The sequence below is a fragment of the Stutzerimonas nosocomialis genome, from assembly GCF_005876855.1.
Classification (GTDB): domain Bacteria; phylum Pseudomonadota; class Gammaproteobacteria; order Pseudomonadales; family Pseudomonadaceae; genus Stutzerimonas; species Stutzerimonas nosocomialis.
In genome coordinates this window covers 16,244-31,212 of sequence record NZ_QLAE01000017.1, presented here as the reverse complement: position 1 = coordinate 31,212, position 14,969 = coordinate 16,244, and the positions used below count along the sequence as shown (strand labels likewise).

At 66.9% G+C, this 14,969-nt stretch carries 14 protein-coding genes; 3 read left to right on the top strand and 11 right to left on the bottom strand.

The window, feature by feature from the left end:
• Positions 1 to 14: 14 nt before the first annotated feature.
• The 3 genes from DN824_RS12200 to DN824_RS12190 are packed head-to-tail and all read right to left on the bottom strand — an operon-like array spanning position 15 to position 2,740.
• The gene (locus DN824_RS12200; protein ID WP_241663873.1) at positions 15 to 824 is read right to left on the bottom strand and encodes a rhomboid family intramembrane serine protease; all 810 of its coding nucleotides are present in this window, start codon (positions 822 to 824) and stop codon (positions 15 to 17) included.
• A 60-nt stretch (positions 825 to 884) separates the two neighbouring features.
• The gene (locus DN824_RS12195; RefSeq protein ID WP_138408677.1) at positions 885 to 1,853 is read right to left on the bottom strand and encodes a metallophosphoesterase; all 969 of its coding nucleotides are present in this window, start codon (positions 1,851 to 1,853) and stop codon (positions 885 to 887) included.
• Positions 1,853 to 2,740 carry an NAD(+) kinase gene (locus tag DN824_RS12190; RefSeq protein ID WP_138408676.1) on the bottom strand — a complete coding sequence of 296 codons (888 nt, stop codon included), beginning with the start codon at positions 2,738 to 2,740 and terminating at the stop codon, positions 1,853 to 1,855. The genes DN824_RS12195 and DN824_RS12190 overlap by 1 nt, the downstream gene beginning before the upstream one ends.
• An 87-nt stretch (positions 2,741 to 2,827) precedes the next feature.
• On the opposite strand from DN824_RS12190, the gene DN824_RS12185 reads away from it, so the two are divergent.
• Entirely contained in the window at positions 2,828 to 3,766 is a 939-nt protein-coding gene (locus DN824_RS12185) for a DUF1853 family protein (protein WP_138408675.1), read from the top strand.
• On the opposite strand, the gene DN824_RS12180 is transcribed toward DN824_RS12185, so the two are convergent.
• From DN824_RS12180 to DN824_RS12160, 5 genes are all read right to left on the bottom strand, one after another.
• Positions 3,763 to 4,872 carry a cyclic nucleotide-binding domain-containing protein gene (locus tag DN824_RS12180; protein ID WP_138408674.1) on the bottom strand — a complete coding sequence of 370 codons (1,110 nt, stop codon included), beginning with the start codon at positions 4,870 to 4,872 and terminating at the stop codon, positions 3,763 to 3,765. The two genes, DN824_RS12185 and DN824_RS12180, sit on opposite strands and share 4 nt — an antisense overlap.
• Before the next feature lie 22 nt (positions 4,873 to 4,894).
• A complete protein-coding gene (locus DN824_RS12175; protein WP_138408673.1) occupies positions 4,895 to 5,833 on the bottom strand; it encodes a 1-aminocyclopropane-1-carboxylate deaminase/D-cysteine desulfhydrase in 939 nt (312 codons plus the stop codon).
• Positions 5,833 to 7,194, bottom strand: coding sequence for a chromosome partitioning protein ParA (locus DN824_RS12170; protein ID WP_138408672.1), 1,362 nt, complete (start codon positions 7,192 to 7,194; stop codon positions 5,833 to 5,835). Before DN824_RS12170 ends, DN824_RS12175 begins: the two co-directional genes overlap by 1 nt.
• 208 nt (positions 7,195 to 7,402) lie before the next feature.
• Positions 7,403 to 7,819, bottom strand: coding sequence for a nuclear transport factor 2 family protein (locus DN824_RS12165; RefSeq protein ID WP_138408671.1), 417 nt, complete (start codon positions 7,817 to 7,819; stop codon positions 7,403 to 7,405).
• Positions 7,820 to 7,869: 50 nt separating this feature from the next.
• The gene (locus DN824_RS12160; protein WP_138408670.1) at positions 7,870 to 9,900 is read right to left on the bottom strand and encodes an NADPH-dependent 2,4-dienoyl-CoA reductase; all 2,031 of its coding nucleotides are present in this window, start codon (positions 9,898 to 9,900) and stop codon (positions 7,870 to 7,872) included.
• Between the two features lie 186 nt (positions 9,901 to 10,086).
• Between DN824_RS12160 and DN824_RS12155 the strand changes: the two genes are divergently transcribed.
• Together DN824_RS12155 and DN824_RS12150 are read left to right on the top strand one after the other, a co-directional pair.
• Positions 10,087 to 11,091, top strand: a complete 1,005-nt coding sequence (locus DN824_RS12155) for a carbon-nitrogen hydrolase family protein (RefSeq protein WP_138408669.1) — start codon at positions 10,087 to 10,089, stop codon at positions 11,089 to 11,091.
• Entirely contained in the window at positions 11,088 to 12,125 is a 1,038-nt protein-coding gene (locus tag DN824_RS12150; protein WP_138408668.1) for an AraC family transcriptional regulator, read from the top strand. Before DN824_RS12155 ends, DN824_RS12150 begins: the two co-directional genes overlap by 4 nt.
• Positions 12,126 to 12,179: 54 nt before the next feature.
• On the opposite strand, the gene DN824_RS12145 is transcribed toward DN824_RS12150, so the two are convergent.
• The 3 genes from DN824_RS12145 to DN824_RS12135 are packed head-to-tail and all read right to left on the bottom strand — an operon-like array spanning position 12,180 to position 14,814.
• Complete coding sequence (locus tag DN824_RS12145; RefSeq protein ID WP_414718301.1) at positions 12,180 to 12,332, bottom strand: DUF2474 domain-containing protein; 153 nt, start codon at positions 12,330 to 12,332, stop codon at positions 12,180 to 12,182.
• 30 nt (positions 12,333 to 12,362) lie between these two features.
• The gene (cydB, locus tag DN824_RS12140) at positions 12,363 to 13,373 is read right to left on the bottom strand and encodes a cytochrome d ubiquinol oxidase subunit II (RefSeq protein ID WP_138408666.1); all 1,011 of its coding nucleotides are present in this window, start codon (positions 13,371 to 13,373) and stop codon (positions 12,363 to 12,365) included.
• 1 nt (position 13,374) lies between these two features.
• Positions 13,375 to 14,814: a cytochrome ubiquinol oxidase subunit I gene (locus DN824_RS12135; protein ID WP_138408665.1), complete on the bottom strand. Its 1,440-nt coding sequence runs from the start codon at positions 14,812 to 14,814 to the stop codon at positions 13,375 to 13,377.
• Positions 14,815 to 14,969: the final 155 nt, after the last annotated feature.

Here is a 14,969-nt window from a genome sequence, read left to right as displayed (position 1 = left end):
AACAGTGCGCCTATCTAGCGCCGGCGCGAGCGGGCCAGCAGACCGCCGAGCACGCCGGTCAGGCAGCCGGCGACCAGGCCGCCCACATGGGCGGCATTGGCGATCGCCAGGGCGCCGAAGCTCACCACCTCGATCACGCCGGTCAGGCAGATCACCAGCCAGGCGAGCATCAGCACGATCACGCCCGGCGGCAGACGATAGGCCTCGCCAGGCGCGAGCTTCTGGTACAGCCAGCAATGCCCCAAGAGTCCGTAAAGCACGCCGGACAACCCACCGAAGATGCCCGTTCCGCCATAGGCGTACTGGGCGAAATTGGACACCAGCGAATAGAGCAGCGTCAGCCCCAGCAACGCCACCAGGCCCTGGCGCGTCTCGATGCGACGCCCCAGTTCCCAGTACCAGAGGCTGTTCATCGCCAGGTGCAGCCAGCCGAAATGGATGAACATGGGGGTGACCAGGCGCCACCATTGGCCGGCGTCGAGCGACTGCTCGAGGCTGGCGAAATAGGCGTAGCCGCCCTGGATGCGGAAATCGGTGAAGCTGAACCAGCGGATTGTCTCGAAGTTCTCGCCGACGTGGGTGATCAGCGCGACGACCAGCGTGACCAGCAGCATCGCCACCGTGAGCGGCACGCTGCGCAGCGGCGTCGCGAACATCGCGACGCGGGGCGCCGCCGGCGCGGGCATGGCGTCGAGCGGTGCGTTGCCGTCGGGAAACTCCGCATACAGCTTGCGCAGGTGCTCGGCGACCTCCGCGGGCGCGCGCAACACCTGTTCGCCGGCCTCCTCCGAAACCCGGAACGGCAGCTGCATCCGCTGCAGCATGGCGACGAAGCCGCTCAGATCCTGGGACGCCGGTACCCGCAATACTTCCACTCGATCACCTCAATGCTCGGGCCGCTCGACCTCGACCCAGACGAATTTCGCAGGATCCAGGCGCGTCTCCTGGTCCAGCCGATACGCGGCAAGCTTGCCGTACTTCACCGCGCTGTAATCCAGGCAGGCGAGATTGGCGCGGATCGGCCTCGGATGCCCGCTGCGCCAGTAATGGCCGACGAACAGCAGCGGCTCTTCGGGCCCGTAGAGAAACAACCGGCTTTTCTGGCTGTCGGTCAGCGGCAGGCGCGCCGCCTGCTCGGGCAGCGCATCGGGCTGGAACACGATGTCGCCGTAGGTGCGCGGATTCTCTTCCCAGAACTTGGTACGGAACGAGGCGCGCGCGAACCCTTCGTCCGAGGTCAGCTCGATGCCGTTGGGCAGGGGCATGTCGGTGCCGCGCAACAGGCGATCGAGCGCCCTGCAGGCGAAGCTGCCGTCGAACGCCGCCTCGCGCAGGAAGTCCGGGTCCAGGCGCCCCTGATCCAGACGTTCGCGCAACCGGGCGATCACCGCCTTGTCCCAGCAGGCATGTACCACCCGGAAACGCTCGCCGTCGAGGTAGAGCGGCAGCTGGTAGAACCACTCGCGGAAGGCTTGCCATTCCTGCGGGTAGGCTTCGAACTGGCTGAAGGTCTCCTGCAGCAGCCGGGCGTAGCGCGGGCTGTGCTCGCGCACGAACTGTCTGCCACTCTCCGGCGGCGCCGGCATGTACCAGCCCAGCGCGTTGAATTCGTGGTTGCCCATGATGCACCAGGCCTGCCCGGCGTCGACCATGTCGCGCACCAGGTGCAGCGCCTCGCGTATACGCGGGCCACGGTCGATGATGTCGCCGAGGAAGATCACCTGCCGCCGCGGATGCCGCCAGACGCCTCCGTGCTGGCTGTAGCCCAGGCTGTCGAGCAACCGGGCCAGTGTGCGAGCGCAGCCGTGAACATCGCCGATCAGGTCGTAACTGCGCTCGGGGTCGAGCCGCATCAGTCTCCTCCGCCGAGGCGGCTGCCCCAGCCGAGCTTGGTGCGGCAAACCTCGTAATAATTGTGGTCCAGGGGATGGATCAGCTGCAGCTTCTGCGGCTTCTTGCGGACGGTCACCGTGTCGCCTGGCGCGCAGGTGAAGTGGTTCTGGCCGTCGCAGGAGACCTGTGGATAGATCTGCATGTTGGGTGAGACAACGATTTTCAGCTCGGCGTTGCCGTCGACGACGATCGGCCGGCTCGAAAGCGTGTGGGGGTACATCGGCACGATGACGATGGCATCGAGCTTGGGATGCATGATCGGCCCGCCCGCCGACAGCGCATAGGCGGTGGAACCGGTCGGCGTGGCGATTATCAGCCCGTCGGCCTTCTGGCTGCAGACGAAATGGCCGTCGATGTAGAGTTCGAACTCGATCATCCGCGTCGACTTGCCCGGATGCAGCACCACGTCGTTGAGCGCGTCGCCCTCGCCTATCGCCTCGTCGAGGCGCCGCGCCTGGGCTTCGAGCAGAAAGCGGTTCTCCAGGGTGTACTGCCCGGCCAGCACCTCGGCGACCTTCTCTTCGAGCTCGTCCGGACGAATGTCGGTGAGAAAGCCGAGGCTGCCACGGTTGATGCCGAGGACCGGCACCCGATGCCGCGCCATGACCCGCGCCGCGCCGAGCAGGCTGCCGTCGCCGCCGACCACGATCACCAGGTCGCAGGACTCGCCCAGCCGCTGGCGGGACGAGGTCTGCATGCCGTGCCCCGGCAGCACCTCGGCGATGGATTCTTCGAGGATGACGTGAAGGTGGCGCTCGACCAGGAATCGCTTGAGCCTGCGAATGGTGTCCAGTACCTGGGAACTGCCCAGGCGTCCGATGATGCCGATGTTGCGAAACTGCTCCATAGAACTCCCGAGAGGGCCGAGGCGGGTCTGCGCGATTATGGGCGAAGGCCACGGCAGCGGCAAACCAGGGTCGACTATGCTTGGCGGATGACAGCCGCCCTGTACGCCGACCTCATGCGAACCCTCAGGCACCCCCAGGTGCGCGATCTGGCCTGGGCGATTCTGTCGCCGTCGCTGCTGGAGGCTTCGCCCGCGCTGCGTCACCCGCTCTCGGCCAGCCGCTGGTACAGCCAGCCCGATCTGCTCGCCGACTGGCTGCTCCATCAGGACAGCGCCGCCGAAGGGCTGCAGGAATGGCTCGCCCAGCGCAGCAACCGGCGCCTGGGGCTGTACTACGAGCGCCTCTGGCAGTACGCCCTTAACCACGCGCCGGACATCGACCTGATCGTCGCCAACCTGCCGATCCGCGTAGGCGGCAATACCCTCGGCGAGCTGGACCTGCTGCTACGCGATCCGGAGGGCGTGCATCACCTCGAGCTGGCGGTGAAGTTCTACCTGGGCAACGGCACGCGCGGCGACGACGCGCCCCGTCACTGGATCGGCCCCGGCGGCCATGATCGCCTGGACCTCAAGCTGGACCACCTGCTGCATCATCAACTGAGTCTGAGCACCCGCGAGCAGGCCCGGCCGGCGCTCGCCGAACTCACCGGCAGCCCCATCCGGCCGGCTCTCTGGCTCGGCGGATACCTGTTCGAGCCGTGGGCTGGCGGCTGCTCGTCACCTGCCGGGGCGAATCCGGCGCACCTGCGTGGGCTCTGGGTGCGCCAGCGAGACTGGCCGGCGCTGCACCAGCAGGCCGGCGAAAGCCACTGGCTGATGTTGCCTCGCCAGGTCTGGCTTTCGCCGGCCCGGCAGGAACGCGAGCCCGACACAAGCGCAGCGGACACGCAGGCTCGCCCGACGCTCGACGAACAGTCGCCCGCACGGCTGATGGCGCGGCTGCAAGGTACGGGTAGTGTCTGGGAAGAGGCGCAACGGGTGTTCGTGGTACCGGACCGCTGGCCCGCCCTCGACGCCCGCGACTAGTCGCGGCTGCGCTCGATGCGCCCACCCGAGCGGGCCAGGTAGCCGGAGCCGCTCTGGCACAGCAGCGCATCGTGCTGGACCGCCGGCAGGCCTTGGACCCCATCGCGCAGAACGAAGGCGCTGAATCCCAGCTGGGTCAGCAGGAACACCGCGCTGGCGCTGCGCTTGCCGCTGTCGCAGTAGCAGAGGTAGGTACGGCTGCGATCGAGCAGGCGCGCCTTGAGCCGCAGCAGGTCCAGCGGCATGTGCAAGGCTTGCAGCGCGTGCCCGCGTTCGTATTCCTCCTGCAAGCGGATATCCAGCCACTGCGCGCCCGAGTCGAGCAGGCGCGCCGCCTGGGCCAGGGACACGTCGGCAACCACCGGCGCCTCCAGCAGCGCGTGAAAATCGGCACGGGCCAGACGCAGCACGACCCCGTCCTCGAGCATGGTCACCGTCGCATTGCGCGGGCGGTCGGCGAGCAGCGCCTCTTCGCCGAAACAGGCGCCGACCTCGAGTTCGGCGACCAGTTGTCGCCCGCTCTCGGCGTCCCGGACGACTTCGGCGCGCCCGGCCTTGAGGAAGAAACAGCCATCGCCGACATCGCCCTGCTGGATCAGCGTCTGCCCGGCGACGACAGCCAGGCTTTCCAGCCGATCGAGCATGCGTCGCACGTTGGCCGGCGGCACCTTGGCGAACAAGGGGTTTTCCAGCAGCAGCTCGAGCCACTCGGGCGAATGGCCTTCGAGCGACAACTGCACGAGCAGGTCCTGATAGGCCTGGCGCCAGGTCAGCAGGCGGTCGAGCTGGGCGCTGTCGATGGCCAGCACGCTGCAGTCGGACAACGCATGTGCCCGCCGCCAGCGCGGGCCCGGGCCGACGCAATAGCAACTTGCGGCGGTACCGGCCACCAGACGCCGCTCCCGCCCGTCGCCCGCCTGCAGCAGCAACTCGCCGGAGAGCAGGAAGAACAGCGTCGCGGCATTGTCCTGCACGCCGAACAGAAGCTCCCCGGCGAGCAGTGGCCGTGGCGTCAGTTGATCCTGCAACTCACGCAACTGGCGGCGCGACAGGGCATTGAGAGGCACCAGGCTGCGCAGCTGATCGGGGTGTAGAGGTTTGTTCATCCGAGGGATTCCAAAGTCCATCTCAGGTGGCCAGCCGACGCAGTTCGGCGTCGGCCGCGCGGCGCCCCTGCAGACCGCCGGTATGAACGAACACCAGGCGCGTGCCGGGCTCGAGGCCGCCGTGCTGCAGAAACTCGCGCAACGCCAGCAGCGCCTTGGCGGTGTAGACCGGCTCCAGTGGCACGCCCGAGGCTGCTTCGGTCTCGAAAAGAAAACGTGCCAGGGTCTGGTCGAACCGACCGAAGCCGCCGCGGCTCGCCTCGATCAACCTGTACGGGCGCCGCACCTGGCCGGTCTGGGCGAGGAGCGCGTCGACGCCCTCGACAACGCCGTGCGAAGGCGGCCCCGCCAGTGCGCCGTAGACCATGCGCTGGCCGGCTTCGGCGATGGCCAGACCGGCCAGGGTGGTACCCGTCCCCGCGGCGAGCCACCAGCCGTCGTAGTCGTCGAGACCCACTTCGCCCAACTGGCCACGCACCTGCTCGACCAGCGCAGCGCAACCCCGCGCACCGGCAAGCCCACCGCCTCCCTCGGGAATCGGATGATGACCGGGATGACGGTCGAGCCAGGGCGTCCAGAAGTCGGGGCGATGGCGCTGGCGGTAGCCGTCGTAGCCGAGCCAGTGCAGCGTCATGCCGAAGCGGCGCAGATCAGCCACGGTGGGCGTCTCGACGGCGTGCCCGCGCAACAGGCCGACCGTGGCAAGACCGAAACGGCGCCCGGCGGCGGCCAGTGCATGCAGATGATTGGAGTGAGCGCCGCCGAGGCTGATCAGCCCCGACGCACCTGAAGCCGCCGCGGCCTGCAGATGATGAGACAGCTTGAACCACTTGTTGCCCGACAGCTCCGGGTCGACCCGATCGAGCCGCAGCACGGCGAGCTCGATGCCTGCGCGCCGGACCCAGTCCAGATCGAGCCCGTGCAAGGGAGCCCGGCCAGGCAGCGACAGCGGTCCGGGCATCAGCTACCGGTACGCAAGCGGTGTTCGGACTTGTGCCGCGAGCAGCAGTTGGACTCGTTCACGACGAAGCGCGCCGGCGTGTCCACCCGGTCCAGCGGAATGGCGCAGCGCTCTCCGCTGGAGAGGCTTGCCTCGCAGGACGGGTCCTGGTAGTGCTTGAGCCACTGCCGGTACTGCTCCTCGGAGACGAAGCACTTGGACGCGGCGTAGGCCATCGGGTTTTCCTGGTAACGGGCGATGTCCTGCAGAGCGATGGTCAGGTGGCCGGCGCCGGGGTGGTAGACGACGAACACCACACCCAGGCGCGAAAGCTTTTCCAGGATGTTGTCGCTCCCCTGGCGCACCAGCTCTTCGCGCTCGCGCTTGAGCCGCTCGATTTCCTCCTCCAGCGCGGTGTCCAGCTCGTTGCGGTACGACAGCTCGACGTCGCGAATGGCGATCTGCTCCTTGTACTCCACGACAGCCGCCGCCACGCGCGCTTCCACTTCGCGCTCGAACTGCGCCCGGGCAACGTCGACCTCGGCACGCCCGTGGCGCTCGAGCGAGCGGACCTGCTCGCTCATCTCCTCGCGTGCTTTCTGGAAGCTCTCGACCTGGGTAGCCAGCTGGTTCTTGAGACTGGCGTTGAGGTCTTCCTGCTGGCGCAGCTTCTGCTGCAACTGGCGCAGCTCTTCGCGCAGCTGGTTCTGCTGGGACTCGCTGATCTGCCTGAGCTGGGCGATCTCGTCCTCGCGCTGCTGGCTGAGGCTGGCGATCCGCAGACGCTGCTGCTTGATCAGCTGGGCGGTCTTGAGACGGTGCTCCTGCTCGAGCTTCTCCGCCTGCTTGGCCGCTTCGTCCTTGGCCGGGTCGGCCGCCACCCAGCGATCCTCGGCGGCCATCTGCAGGCGCTCGGCCGGCACGCTGGCGGGTGTTTCGTCATCGACCAGCAGGCCCATCTGGTTGCGCTTGATCTGGTCGCGCAACAGCACCAGGTCGTTCTTGCCCGGCGCAAGGCTGGGGTCCCACAGGTGCATCTGGTGCCATGCCACCGGGCATTGGCTGCGGCAAGCCAGGCGGATCGGACCGGCGCCCAGGTCAGGACCACGTCCGGCGCGCTCGGCCAGATGGCGCAGCGGGATGTTCCAGCCGCTGTCGGCGGACCCGTCTTCGTTGAAATCGAGATAAAAGAACACCACGCCGCGGATCAGCAGCCGAGGGTTGATCAGCACGTAAGCGACGCGCATCTGCTGATCGGCGAATTCGGGCATGTCGACCACGCCGTCCAGCAAGGCTTCGAATTCGGGATAGAGCATTTCCTTGCAGATGCCATGCTCACCAAAGAACAGCACTGCTTCGGCTATCTGCGGTTTGTTCTGCATCCTCGGACGTCCTCTGTGACCCGGGCATGGCCGGGCCAGCGCTTTTTCAAAGATGGCATGGTACCTGCGAAAACCACGCTATCTCATTGTCGCGCAAGTCTAGGGGAAAAGCCCGAGGGGGCAGTGTGACTGGGTTGGCAGTGGCCCGGGCGCCTCCCGAGGCTTCGATAGGTGGAGCCGGGAAACTGTGATGGTCTGGTCAAATCCCTCACGCCCCGGGGTTGGCCAGGCGTCGGCCCATCTCGTCGCCGAGCGCCTGCAGCGCGCTCATCGGACGGATCATCACCTCGAACTCGCGGATCTTCCCGGCCTCGTCGAAGGCGATCATGTCGATGCCCTTGAGCGTTCGCGTACCGACCCGGGCGCTGAATTCGAGCACCACGTTCAGCCCGTCGGCGCAGGCGAGCTGCCGGTGGTAGCGGAAGTCCTCGAAGACGCCCAGCACCGAGTTCAGGATCAGGTTGACCGCCCTCGCCCCCTCGTAGGGTTTGAACGCCATCGGCGAGCGGAACACCGCGTCGTCGGCGAGCAGGACCGGCAGGGACGAGAGGTCGCGTGCAGCGACCATCCGGTGCCAGTGGTCGAGGCTGTCGGCTACCGGGGTTTGCAGCATCAGTGCGGGCATGGCGCAGCTCCTTCGAACGAAAAGCCCCGCTGCGGGGCGGGGCTTGGGGCTCAGATCGCTGCCGCGAGGCGCGATCCCTGGTCGATCGCACGCTTGGCATCGAGTTCGGCCGCGACGTCGGCGCCACCGATCAGGTGCACCCGGCAGCCAGCCGCCTCGAGGCCCGCCTGCAGCTCGCGCAACGGGTCCTGGCCGGCGCAGAGGATGATGGTCTCGACCGGCAGCACCTGCGGCTCGCCACCGGCGATACGCACGTGCAGGCCGGCGTCGTCGATCTTCAGGTACTCCACCGCGCTGACCATCTTCACGTTGCGGTGCTTCAACCCGGCACGGTGGATCCAGCCGGTGGTCTTGCCCAGCCCGTTGCCCACCTTGGACGCCTTGCGCTGCAGCAGATAGACCTGGCGCGCCGCCGGCTGCGGCTGTGGCTGCACCCCGGCAACGCCTCCGCGCACGGACAGCTGCGGATCGATGCCCCACTCTTTCCAGAAGGCTTCGCGGTCCAGGCTGGTGCTCTGGCCCTGGTGGGTGATGAATTCGCTGACATCGAAGCCGATACCGCCCGCGCCGATGACCGCTACGGTCGCCCCCACCGGCTTGCGGCCCAGGATGGCGTCCAGGTACCCGATGACCTTCGGATGCTCGACGCCGGGAATGTCGGGCGTACGCGGAGCGATGCCGGTGGCCAGGACGATCTCGTCGAAACCGCCCTCGACCAGCGTGCCGACCTCCACCCGCGTGCCGAGCCGGACGTCGACACCGGTGCGCTGCAACCGGTGCTCGAAATAACGCAGGGTTTCGTAGAACTCTTCCTTGCCGGGTATCCGCTTGGCGACGTTGAACTGGCCGCCGATCTCGTCCGCCGCATCGAACAGCGTCACCTGATGGCCACGCTCGGCTGCGACCGAGGCCGCCGCCAGGCCGGCCGGGCCGGCGCCGACCACGGCGACGCGCTTGGTCTGCACGGTGGGAATGTAGTTGAGCTCGGTTTCGTGGCAGGCGCGCGGGTTGACCAGGCAGGTGGTCAGCTTGCCGCTGAAGGTGTGATCGAGGCAGGCCTGGTTGCAGCCGATGCAGGTGTTGATCTCCTCGCTGCGTCCGGCGGCCGCCTTGTTGACGAAATCCGGGTCGGCCAGGAACGGCCGCGCCATGGACACCATGTCGGCATCCCCCTCGGCCAGCACGCGCTCGGCGACCTCCGGCATGTTGATGCGGTTGGTGGTGATCAGCGGAATCGACACCTCGCCACGCAGCTTGGCGGTCACCTTGGTGAAGGCCGCGCGGGGCACCTTGGTGGCGATGGTCGGGATGCGCGCCTCGTGCCAGCCGATGCCGGTGTTGATCAGCGTGGCGCCGGCCTGCTCGATGGCCCGCGCCAGCTGCACGATCTCTTCCCAGCTGCTGCCGCCCTCGACCAGGTCGAGCATCGACAAGCGGTAGATGATGATGAAATCGCGGCCGACCGCTTCGCGCACCCGCCGCACGATCTCCACCGGCAGACGCATGCGGTTCTCGTAGCTGCCGCCCCAGCGGTCGTCACGCTGGTTGGTGTGGGCGACCAGGAACTGGTTGATGAAATAACCTTCGGACCCCATCACCTCGACGCCATCGTAGCCGGCCACCTGGGCCAGGCTCGCGCAATTGACGAAGTCTCGGATCTGCTTTTCGATGCCCTCTTCGTCCAGCGCCCGCGGGGTGAACGGATTGATCGGCGCCTGGATCGCGCTCGGCGCCACCAGTTGGGGGTTATAGGCATAACGCCCGGCATGGAGGATCTGCATGCAGATCTTGCCACCCGCCTCGTGTACCGCCTGGGTCACCACCTTGTGCTCATCGGCCTCCTCGGGCGTCGACAGCTTGGCCGCGCCCGCGCGCACCGCCCCCTCTTCGTTCGGCCCGACGCCGCCGGTGACGATCAGACCGACGCCACCGCGCGCACGCTCGGCGAAATAGGCGGCCATGCGCTCGAAGCCGTTGGGCATTTCCTCAAGGCCCGTATGCATCGAGCCCATCAGCGTGCGGTTGCGCAACGTGGTGAAGCCCAGGTCCAGCGGGGCCAGCAGGTGTGGGTAAGCAGTCATTGATCGATCCTCATCGAGCTGCCGCGCCTCGTGGGGCCGCGGTCGGTATGCGCCGAACGATAGTCAGGCTCAACGCCTCGCTCAATGATCGAAACACACAACTTAATGATCGTTTTGCGCACCTCGACTTGGCTTTTTGCCGCGACCGCCCTAGGCTGGCCCGGTCATCCAACCTCGTGGCCTTTCATGCGTCGTCTTCTCAGGCTCGTCCTTGTCGTTCTGCTGTCGCTTGCGGCCCTGCTGCTCTACCTGCAGTGGACACGCGACCGGGCGAGCGGCCCGCTGCTCTCGGACCTGCGCCTGCTCCCCATCACCAGCGAGGGCGAACCGGGCGCCGGCCCCAACCTGCTCGGCGTGGAGACGCGCCTGATGCCCGCCGACTATCAGAGCCACGAGCGGCTGCACCTGAAGTTCGCCACCTACCTGGAACAGGCGCGCCAGGCTGGCATGCTCGGCCCGCAGACCATCGTCGTGCTGCCCGAACACGTCGGCACCGGCCTGTTCGCCCTCGGCGAGAAGGCCGAGGTGCAACAGGCCAGGACCCTGCGCGACGCCATGCAGCTGATGGCCATGAGCAACCCGTTTCGCTACCTCGGCGCCCTGCTCGCCAACGAGGGCGACGACCGGCGCACCGATGCCGTGCTGCGGATGAAGGCCTCGCAGATGGCCGAGGCCTACCAGGAAATCTTCGGCCAGCTGGCCGCCGAATTCGGCGTGACGCTGGTCGCCGGCTCCGTGGTGCTGCCCGAGCCACGGCTCGAAGACCGCACCCTGAAAGTCGGTGACGGCCCCTTGCGCCAGATCAGCCTGGTGTTCGACGCCAGCGGGCAGCCACTCGATGGCCTCTGGCAGAAGCACTCGGTCAGCCGCTACGAGCGGCGCTACAGCGACGCCTCGGAGCAGCCCCGACCGGCGCCGGTCGAAACGCCGGCCGGACGGCTGCAGGTCGCTCTCGGCTGCGATGCCTATGCCGGCGTCGACGAGCGCACCGATATCCTGGCGATTCCCGGAGCCGTGACGATCGAGACCTGCGGCCCCGACGCCGCGCCACTGCCGCAGGAGCTGCCACAGATCGCGGTGACCACCCTCGGCCTGCCCTGGAACCTGCTGGGCTCGCCGCGCAGGGCGCAGGCGCCCAACCACCAGATGCCGGTGCGTCTGGTCAACCACTGGCTGTCCGAACGCCCATGACGGCGGCCCGGGTCAAGCTCGGCGACCTCTCGGTAGGCTTCGTGCACAGCCTCGGCGCCGCGCTGGCGGAAAAAGGCATCGATGCCTCCCCGCTGCTGGAAAGCTACGGGCTGGACGCGGCACGCCTGGCCGATCCGCGTGCCCAGCTGTCGATTCCCCGCTACATGCGCCTGGGCCATGCGGCCATCCAGCTCGCCGACGACCCCGCGCTGGGGTTGGACATGGGCCGGCTGCGCAAGGCCAGCCACATGGGTCTGGCCGGCATCACCGCGGCCCAGGCCCCGACGGTACGCGAGGCGGCACGCGCCCTGACGCGCTACGAACCGCTGTACGCCGCCAATTACCGCGGCCATTCCCGTTTCGAGGAAGACAGCCGCGGCGCCTGGCTGCGCTTCTACTCGATCAGCCCCTACAACGCCTACAACCGCTTCGTGGTCGACACCGTGCTGGCGAGCTGGATCACCCAGCTCGGCGCCATCGCCGGCCATGGGCTGATGCCCGCGGCGGTGCACATCGAATTCCCGGCACCGGCGTACGCGCCGCGCTACGAGCCGCTCTTCGGGCCGACGCTGATCTTCGGCGCCGCCGACAATGCCCTGCGCCTGGACCAGCCCGCTCTGGCGCTGCGCAACCCCGAGCACTGTCCCGGCACCTGGCGCCACCTGCTCGAGCTCTGCGAAGCGGAACTGGAGCAGCGCACCCGCACACGCAGCCTGCGCGAGCGCATCACGCAGATTCTCGGGCCCTTGCTCAAGGGTCAGGAACCGGACCTGCAACAGATCGCCCAGCGCCTGCAGACGCCGACCTGGACGCTGCGCCGGAAACTCGCCGAGGAAGGCACCAGCTACCGGAGCATCCTCAACGACACCCGGCGCGACCTGGCGATGGCCTACATTCGCGACACCGAAGCGGCATTCGGGGAAATCGCCTGGCTGCTGGGTTTCGCCTCGGCCGAGGCGTTCCAGCGGGCGTTCAAGCGCTGGAGCGGACAGACACCCGGGGAATTCCGTCGCGCGCAGCGGCAGGCCGGCTGAGGGCCGCAGACGCCTCACGAGAGGGCGCGCGGCCTGGATGAATGCCGAGCCGGATCAGGTGGTCAGTCCGGCCGCCGACATGAACAGGCGGATCACATAGGCCAGCGTCCCGAGCGCCAGCACACTGGCGCCCCAGAGGCCCACCAGCCAGGCCATGCGCTGCCACAGCGGCTTTTGCTCCTTCGAACCCTTGTCGTCGGGCTTCATATCCATGGCGCGCCCTCCCCGGCCTGGCCGTCAGTGGTGATAGCCGTCATCGGCCGTCACCTTGCCGCGGAACACGTAGTAACTCCAGGCGGTGTACACCAGGATGATGGGAATGATCAGCAGCGCACCCACCAGGGCGAAGCCCTGGCTTTCGGGCGGCGCGGCCGCCTCCCAGATCGTCACCGACGGCGGGATAATGTTCGGCCAGAGGCTGATGCCAAGGCCGCTGTAGCCGAGGAAGATCAGCCCCAGGGTCAGCAGGAACGGCGTGTAGTGCGCCTCGCTGCGGATCGAGCGCAGCAGGAAGAAGGTGCACAGCAGGACCAGCACCGGCACCGGCATGAACAGGAACAGGTTCGGCGTGGTGAACCAGCGGTCGGCGATATCCGGGTGGGTCAGCGGCGTCCAGATACTGACGATGCCGATCATCAGCAACAACAGCAGCACCAGCGGCTTGCCCAGCTTGCGCATGCGCTCCTGCAACTCGCCATCGGTCTTCATGATCAGCCAGGTGCAGCCGAGCAAGGCGTAGGCGACGATCAGCGCCACCCCGCAGAACAGCGAGAACGGCGTGAACCAGTCCAGTGCGCCACCGGCGAAACGCCGATCCTCCACCGGCATGCCGCTGATGAAGGCTCCCAGCGCCACGCCCTGGAAGAACGTCGCGCAGATCGAGCCGCCGATGAACGACTTGTCCCAGATGTGCCGCTTGAGCTGGGTGGCCTTGAAGCGCAGCTCGAAGGCCACGCCCCGGAAGATCAGCCCCATGAGCATGAAGATGATCGGCAGGTAGAGCGCCGGCAGCACCACCGAATAGGCCAGCGGAAAGGCAGCGAACAGCCCCGCCCCGCCGAGCACCAGCCAGGTCTCGTTGCCGTCCCAGATGGGCGCGGCGGTGTTCATCATCACATCGCGCTTGCTCTCTTCCTGCACGAACGGAAAGAGGATGCCGATGCCCAGGTCGAAGCCGTCCATGACGACGTACATCATCAGGCCGAAGATGATGATGACGGCCCAGATTAAGGAAAGATCAACGCCCATGTCAGTTCCTCTCGCCCAGTTCGTCGCCCTTGTTTTCGTGCATGTCCTCGTCGGCCGCGGAGAGCGGACGCATCGGCGTGCGCTTCTCGCCCGGCCCGCCTGCACCCTTTTCCTTGCCTTCGTGCACCACGGGACCCTTGCGGACCAGGCGCATGACATAGGCGAAGCCCACGCCGAACACGGCGAAATAGATGACCACGAACATCGCCAGCGTCACGCTCAGCTGGGTCGCGCTATGGGGCGTCACCGCGTCGGCGGTGCGCATGACGTTGTAGATGACCCAGGGCTGGCGCCCGATCTCGGTGGTGAACCAGCCCGCCAGGATCGCGATGATCCCCGACGGCCCCATCCACATGGCCATGGTCAGGAACGGGCGTGAGGTGAACAGCGTGCCCTTGAAACGCAGCACCAGGCTCCACAGGCCGCAGAGGATCATCAGCAGCCCCATCGCCACCATGACGCGGAAGGTCCAGAAGACGATGGTGGAATTGGGCCTGTCTTCGGGCGCGAACTCCTTGAGCGCCGGCACCTGCTCGGTGAGGCTGTGCTGGAGGATCAGACTGCCCAGGTAGGGAATCTCGACCTTGAAGCGGGTTTCTTCCCGCTCCATGTCCGGCCAGCCGAAGAGGATCAGCGGGGTGGCTTCGCCCGGCCTGTTTTCCCAATGGCCTTCCATCGCGGCGATCTTCGCCGGCTGGTGCTTGAGGGTATTCAAGCCATGGAAATCGCCGATGACCGCCTGGATCGGTGCGACGAACAGGGCCATCCACATCGCCATCGACAGCATCTTGCGCACCGGTGGCGTGTTGCGTCCGCGCAGCAGGTGCCAGGCCGCAGCGGCGCCGACGAAGAACGCGGTCGCCAGGTAGGCCGCGGTCGCCATGTGCAGCAGCCGGTAGGGGAACGAAGGGTTGAAGACGATGGCGAACCAGTCGACCGGAATCACCACGTCGTTGACGATCTCGTAACCTTGCGGGGTGTGCATCCAGCTGTTCGAAGACAGGATCCAGAACGTGGAAATCAGCGTGCCGACCGCCACCATCACGGTGGAGAAGAAGTGCAGCCCCGGACCGACCCGGTTCCAGCCGAACAGCATCACGCCGAGGAAGCCCGCCTCGAGGAAGAAGGCCGTGAGCACCTCATAGGCCAGCAGCGGCCCGGTCACGCTCCCGGCGAACTCCGAAAAGCCGCTCCAGTTCGTCCCGAACTGATACGCCATGACGATCCCGGAGACCACGCCCATCCCGAAATTGACCGCGAAGATCTTCAGCCAGTAATGGTAGAGATCGCGATAGACCTCCTGCTTGGTCTTCAGCCACAGCCCTTCGAGCACCGCGAGGTAGCTGGCAAGACCAATGGTGATGGCAGGAAAGATGATATGGAACGAGATGGTGAACGCGAACTGTATTCGCGCGAGGTCTAATGCCTCCAAACCGAACATGGACACTTCCTCTTCTTATAACCGCTACGCAAGGTATGCAGGTGCACGCTGCAATTAGGGACAACAGGAAAACAGAAAGGGTGCCCCCTTAGAAGCGCAAACAGCCTGCGAGCCCTGGGGCCTAGTGTCACAGGCCCGCCACTCGCCGTGTGAAC

Coding starts and splice junctions, on each gene's coding strand:
- DN824_RS12170 (WP_138408672.1), bottom strand. CDS start 7,194: ATGCAGAACAAACCGCAGATAGCCGAAGCAGTGCTGTTCTTTGGTGAG.
- DN824_RS12160 (WP_138408670.1), bottom strand. CDS start 9,900: ATGACTGCTTACCCACACCTGCTGGCCCCGCTGGACCTGGGCTTCACC.
- cydB (WP_138408666.1), bottom strand. CDS start 13,373: ATGGGCGTTGATCTTTCCTTAATCTGGGCCGTCATCATCATCTTCGGC.
- DN824_RS12135 (WP_138408665.1), bottom strand. CDS start 14,814: ATGTTCGGTTTGGAGGCATTAGACCTCGCGCGAATACAGTTCGCGTTC.
- DN824_RS12190 (WP_138408676.1), bottom strand. CDS start 2,740: ATGGAGCAGTTTCGCAACATCGGCATCATCGGACGCCTGGGCAGTTCC.
- DN824_RS12150 (WP_138408668.1), top strand. CDS start 11,088: ATGACGGCGGCCCGGGTCAAGCTCGGCGACCTCTCGGTAGGCTTCGTG.
- DN824_RS12200 (WP_241663873.1), bottom strand. CDS start 824: ATGCTGCAGCGGATGCAGCTGCCGTTCCGGGTTTCGGAGGAGGCCGGC.
- DN824_RS12195 (WP_138408677.1), bottom strand. CDS start 1,853: ATGCGGCTCGACCCCGAGCGCAGTTACGACCTGATCGGCGATGTTCAC.
- DN824_RS12165 (WP_138408671.1), bottom strand. CDS start 7,819: ATGCCCGCACTGATGCTGCAAACCCCGGTAGCCGACAGCCTCGACCAC.
- DN824_RS12175 (WP_138408673.1), bottom strand. CDS start 5,833: ATGCCCGGACCGCTGTCGCTGCCTGGCCGGGCTCCCTTGCACGGGCTC.
- DN824_RS12155 (WP_138408669.1), top strand. CDS start 10,087: ATGCGTCGTCTTCTCAGGCTCGTCCTTGTCGTTCTGCTGTCGCTTGCG.
- DN824_RS12185 (WP_138408675.1), top strand. CDS start 2,828: ATGACAGCCGCCCTGTACGCCGACCTCATGCGAACCCTCAGGCACCCC.
- DN824_RS12145 (WP_414718301.1), bottom strand. CDS start 12,332: ATGAAGCCCGACGACAAGGGTTCGAAGGAGCAAAAGCCGCTGTGGCAG.
- DN824_RS12180 (WP_138408674.1), bottom strand. CDS start 4,872: ATGAACAAACCTCTACACCCCGATCAGCTGCGCAGCCTGGTGCCTCTC.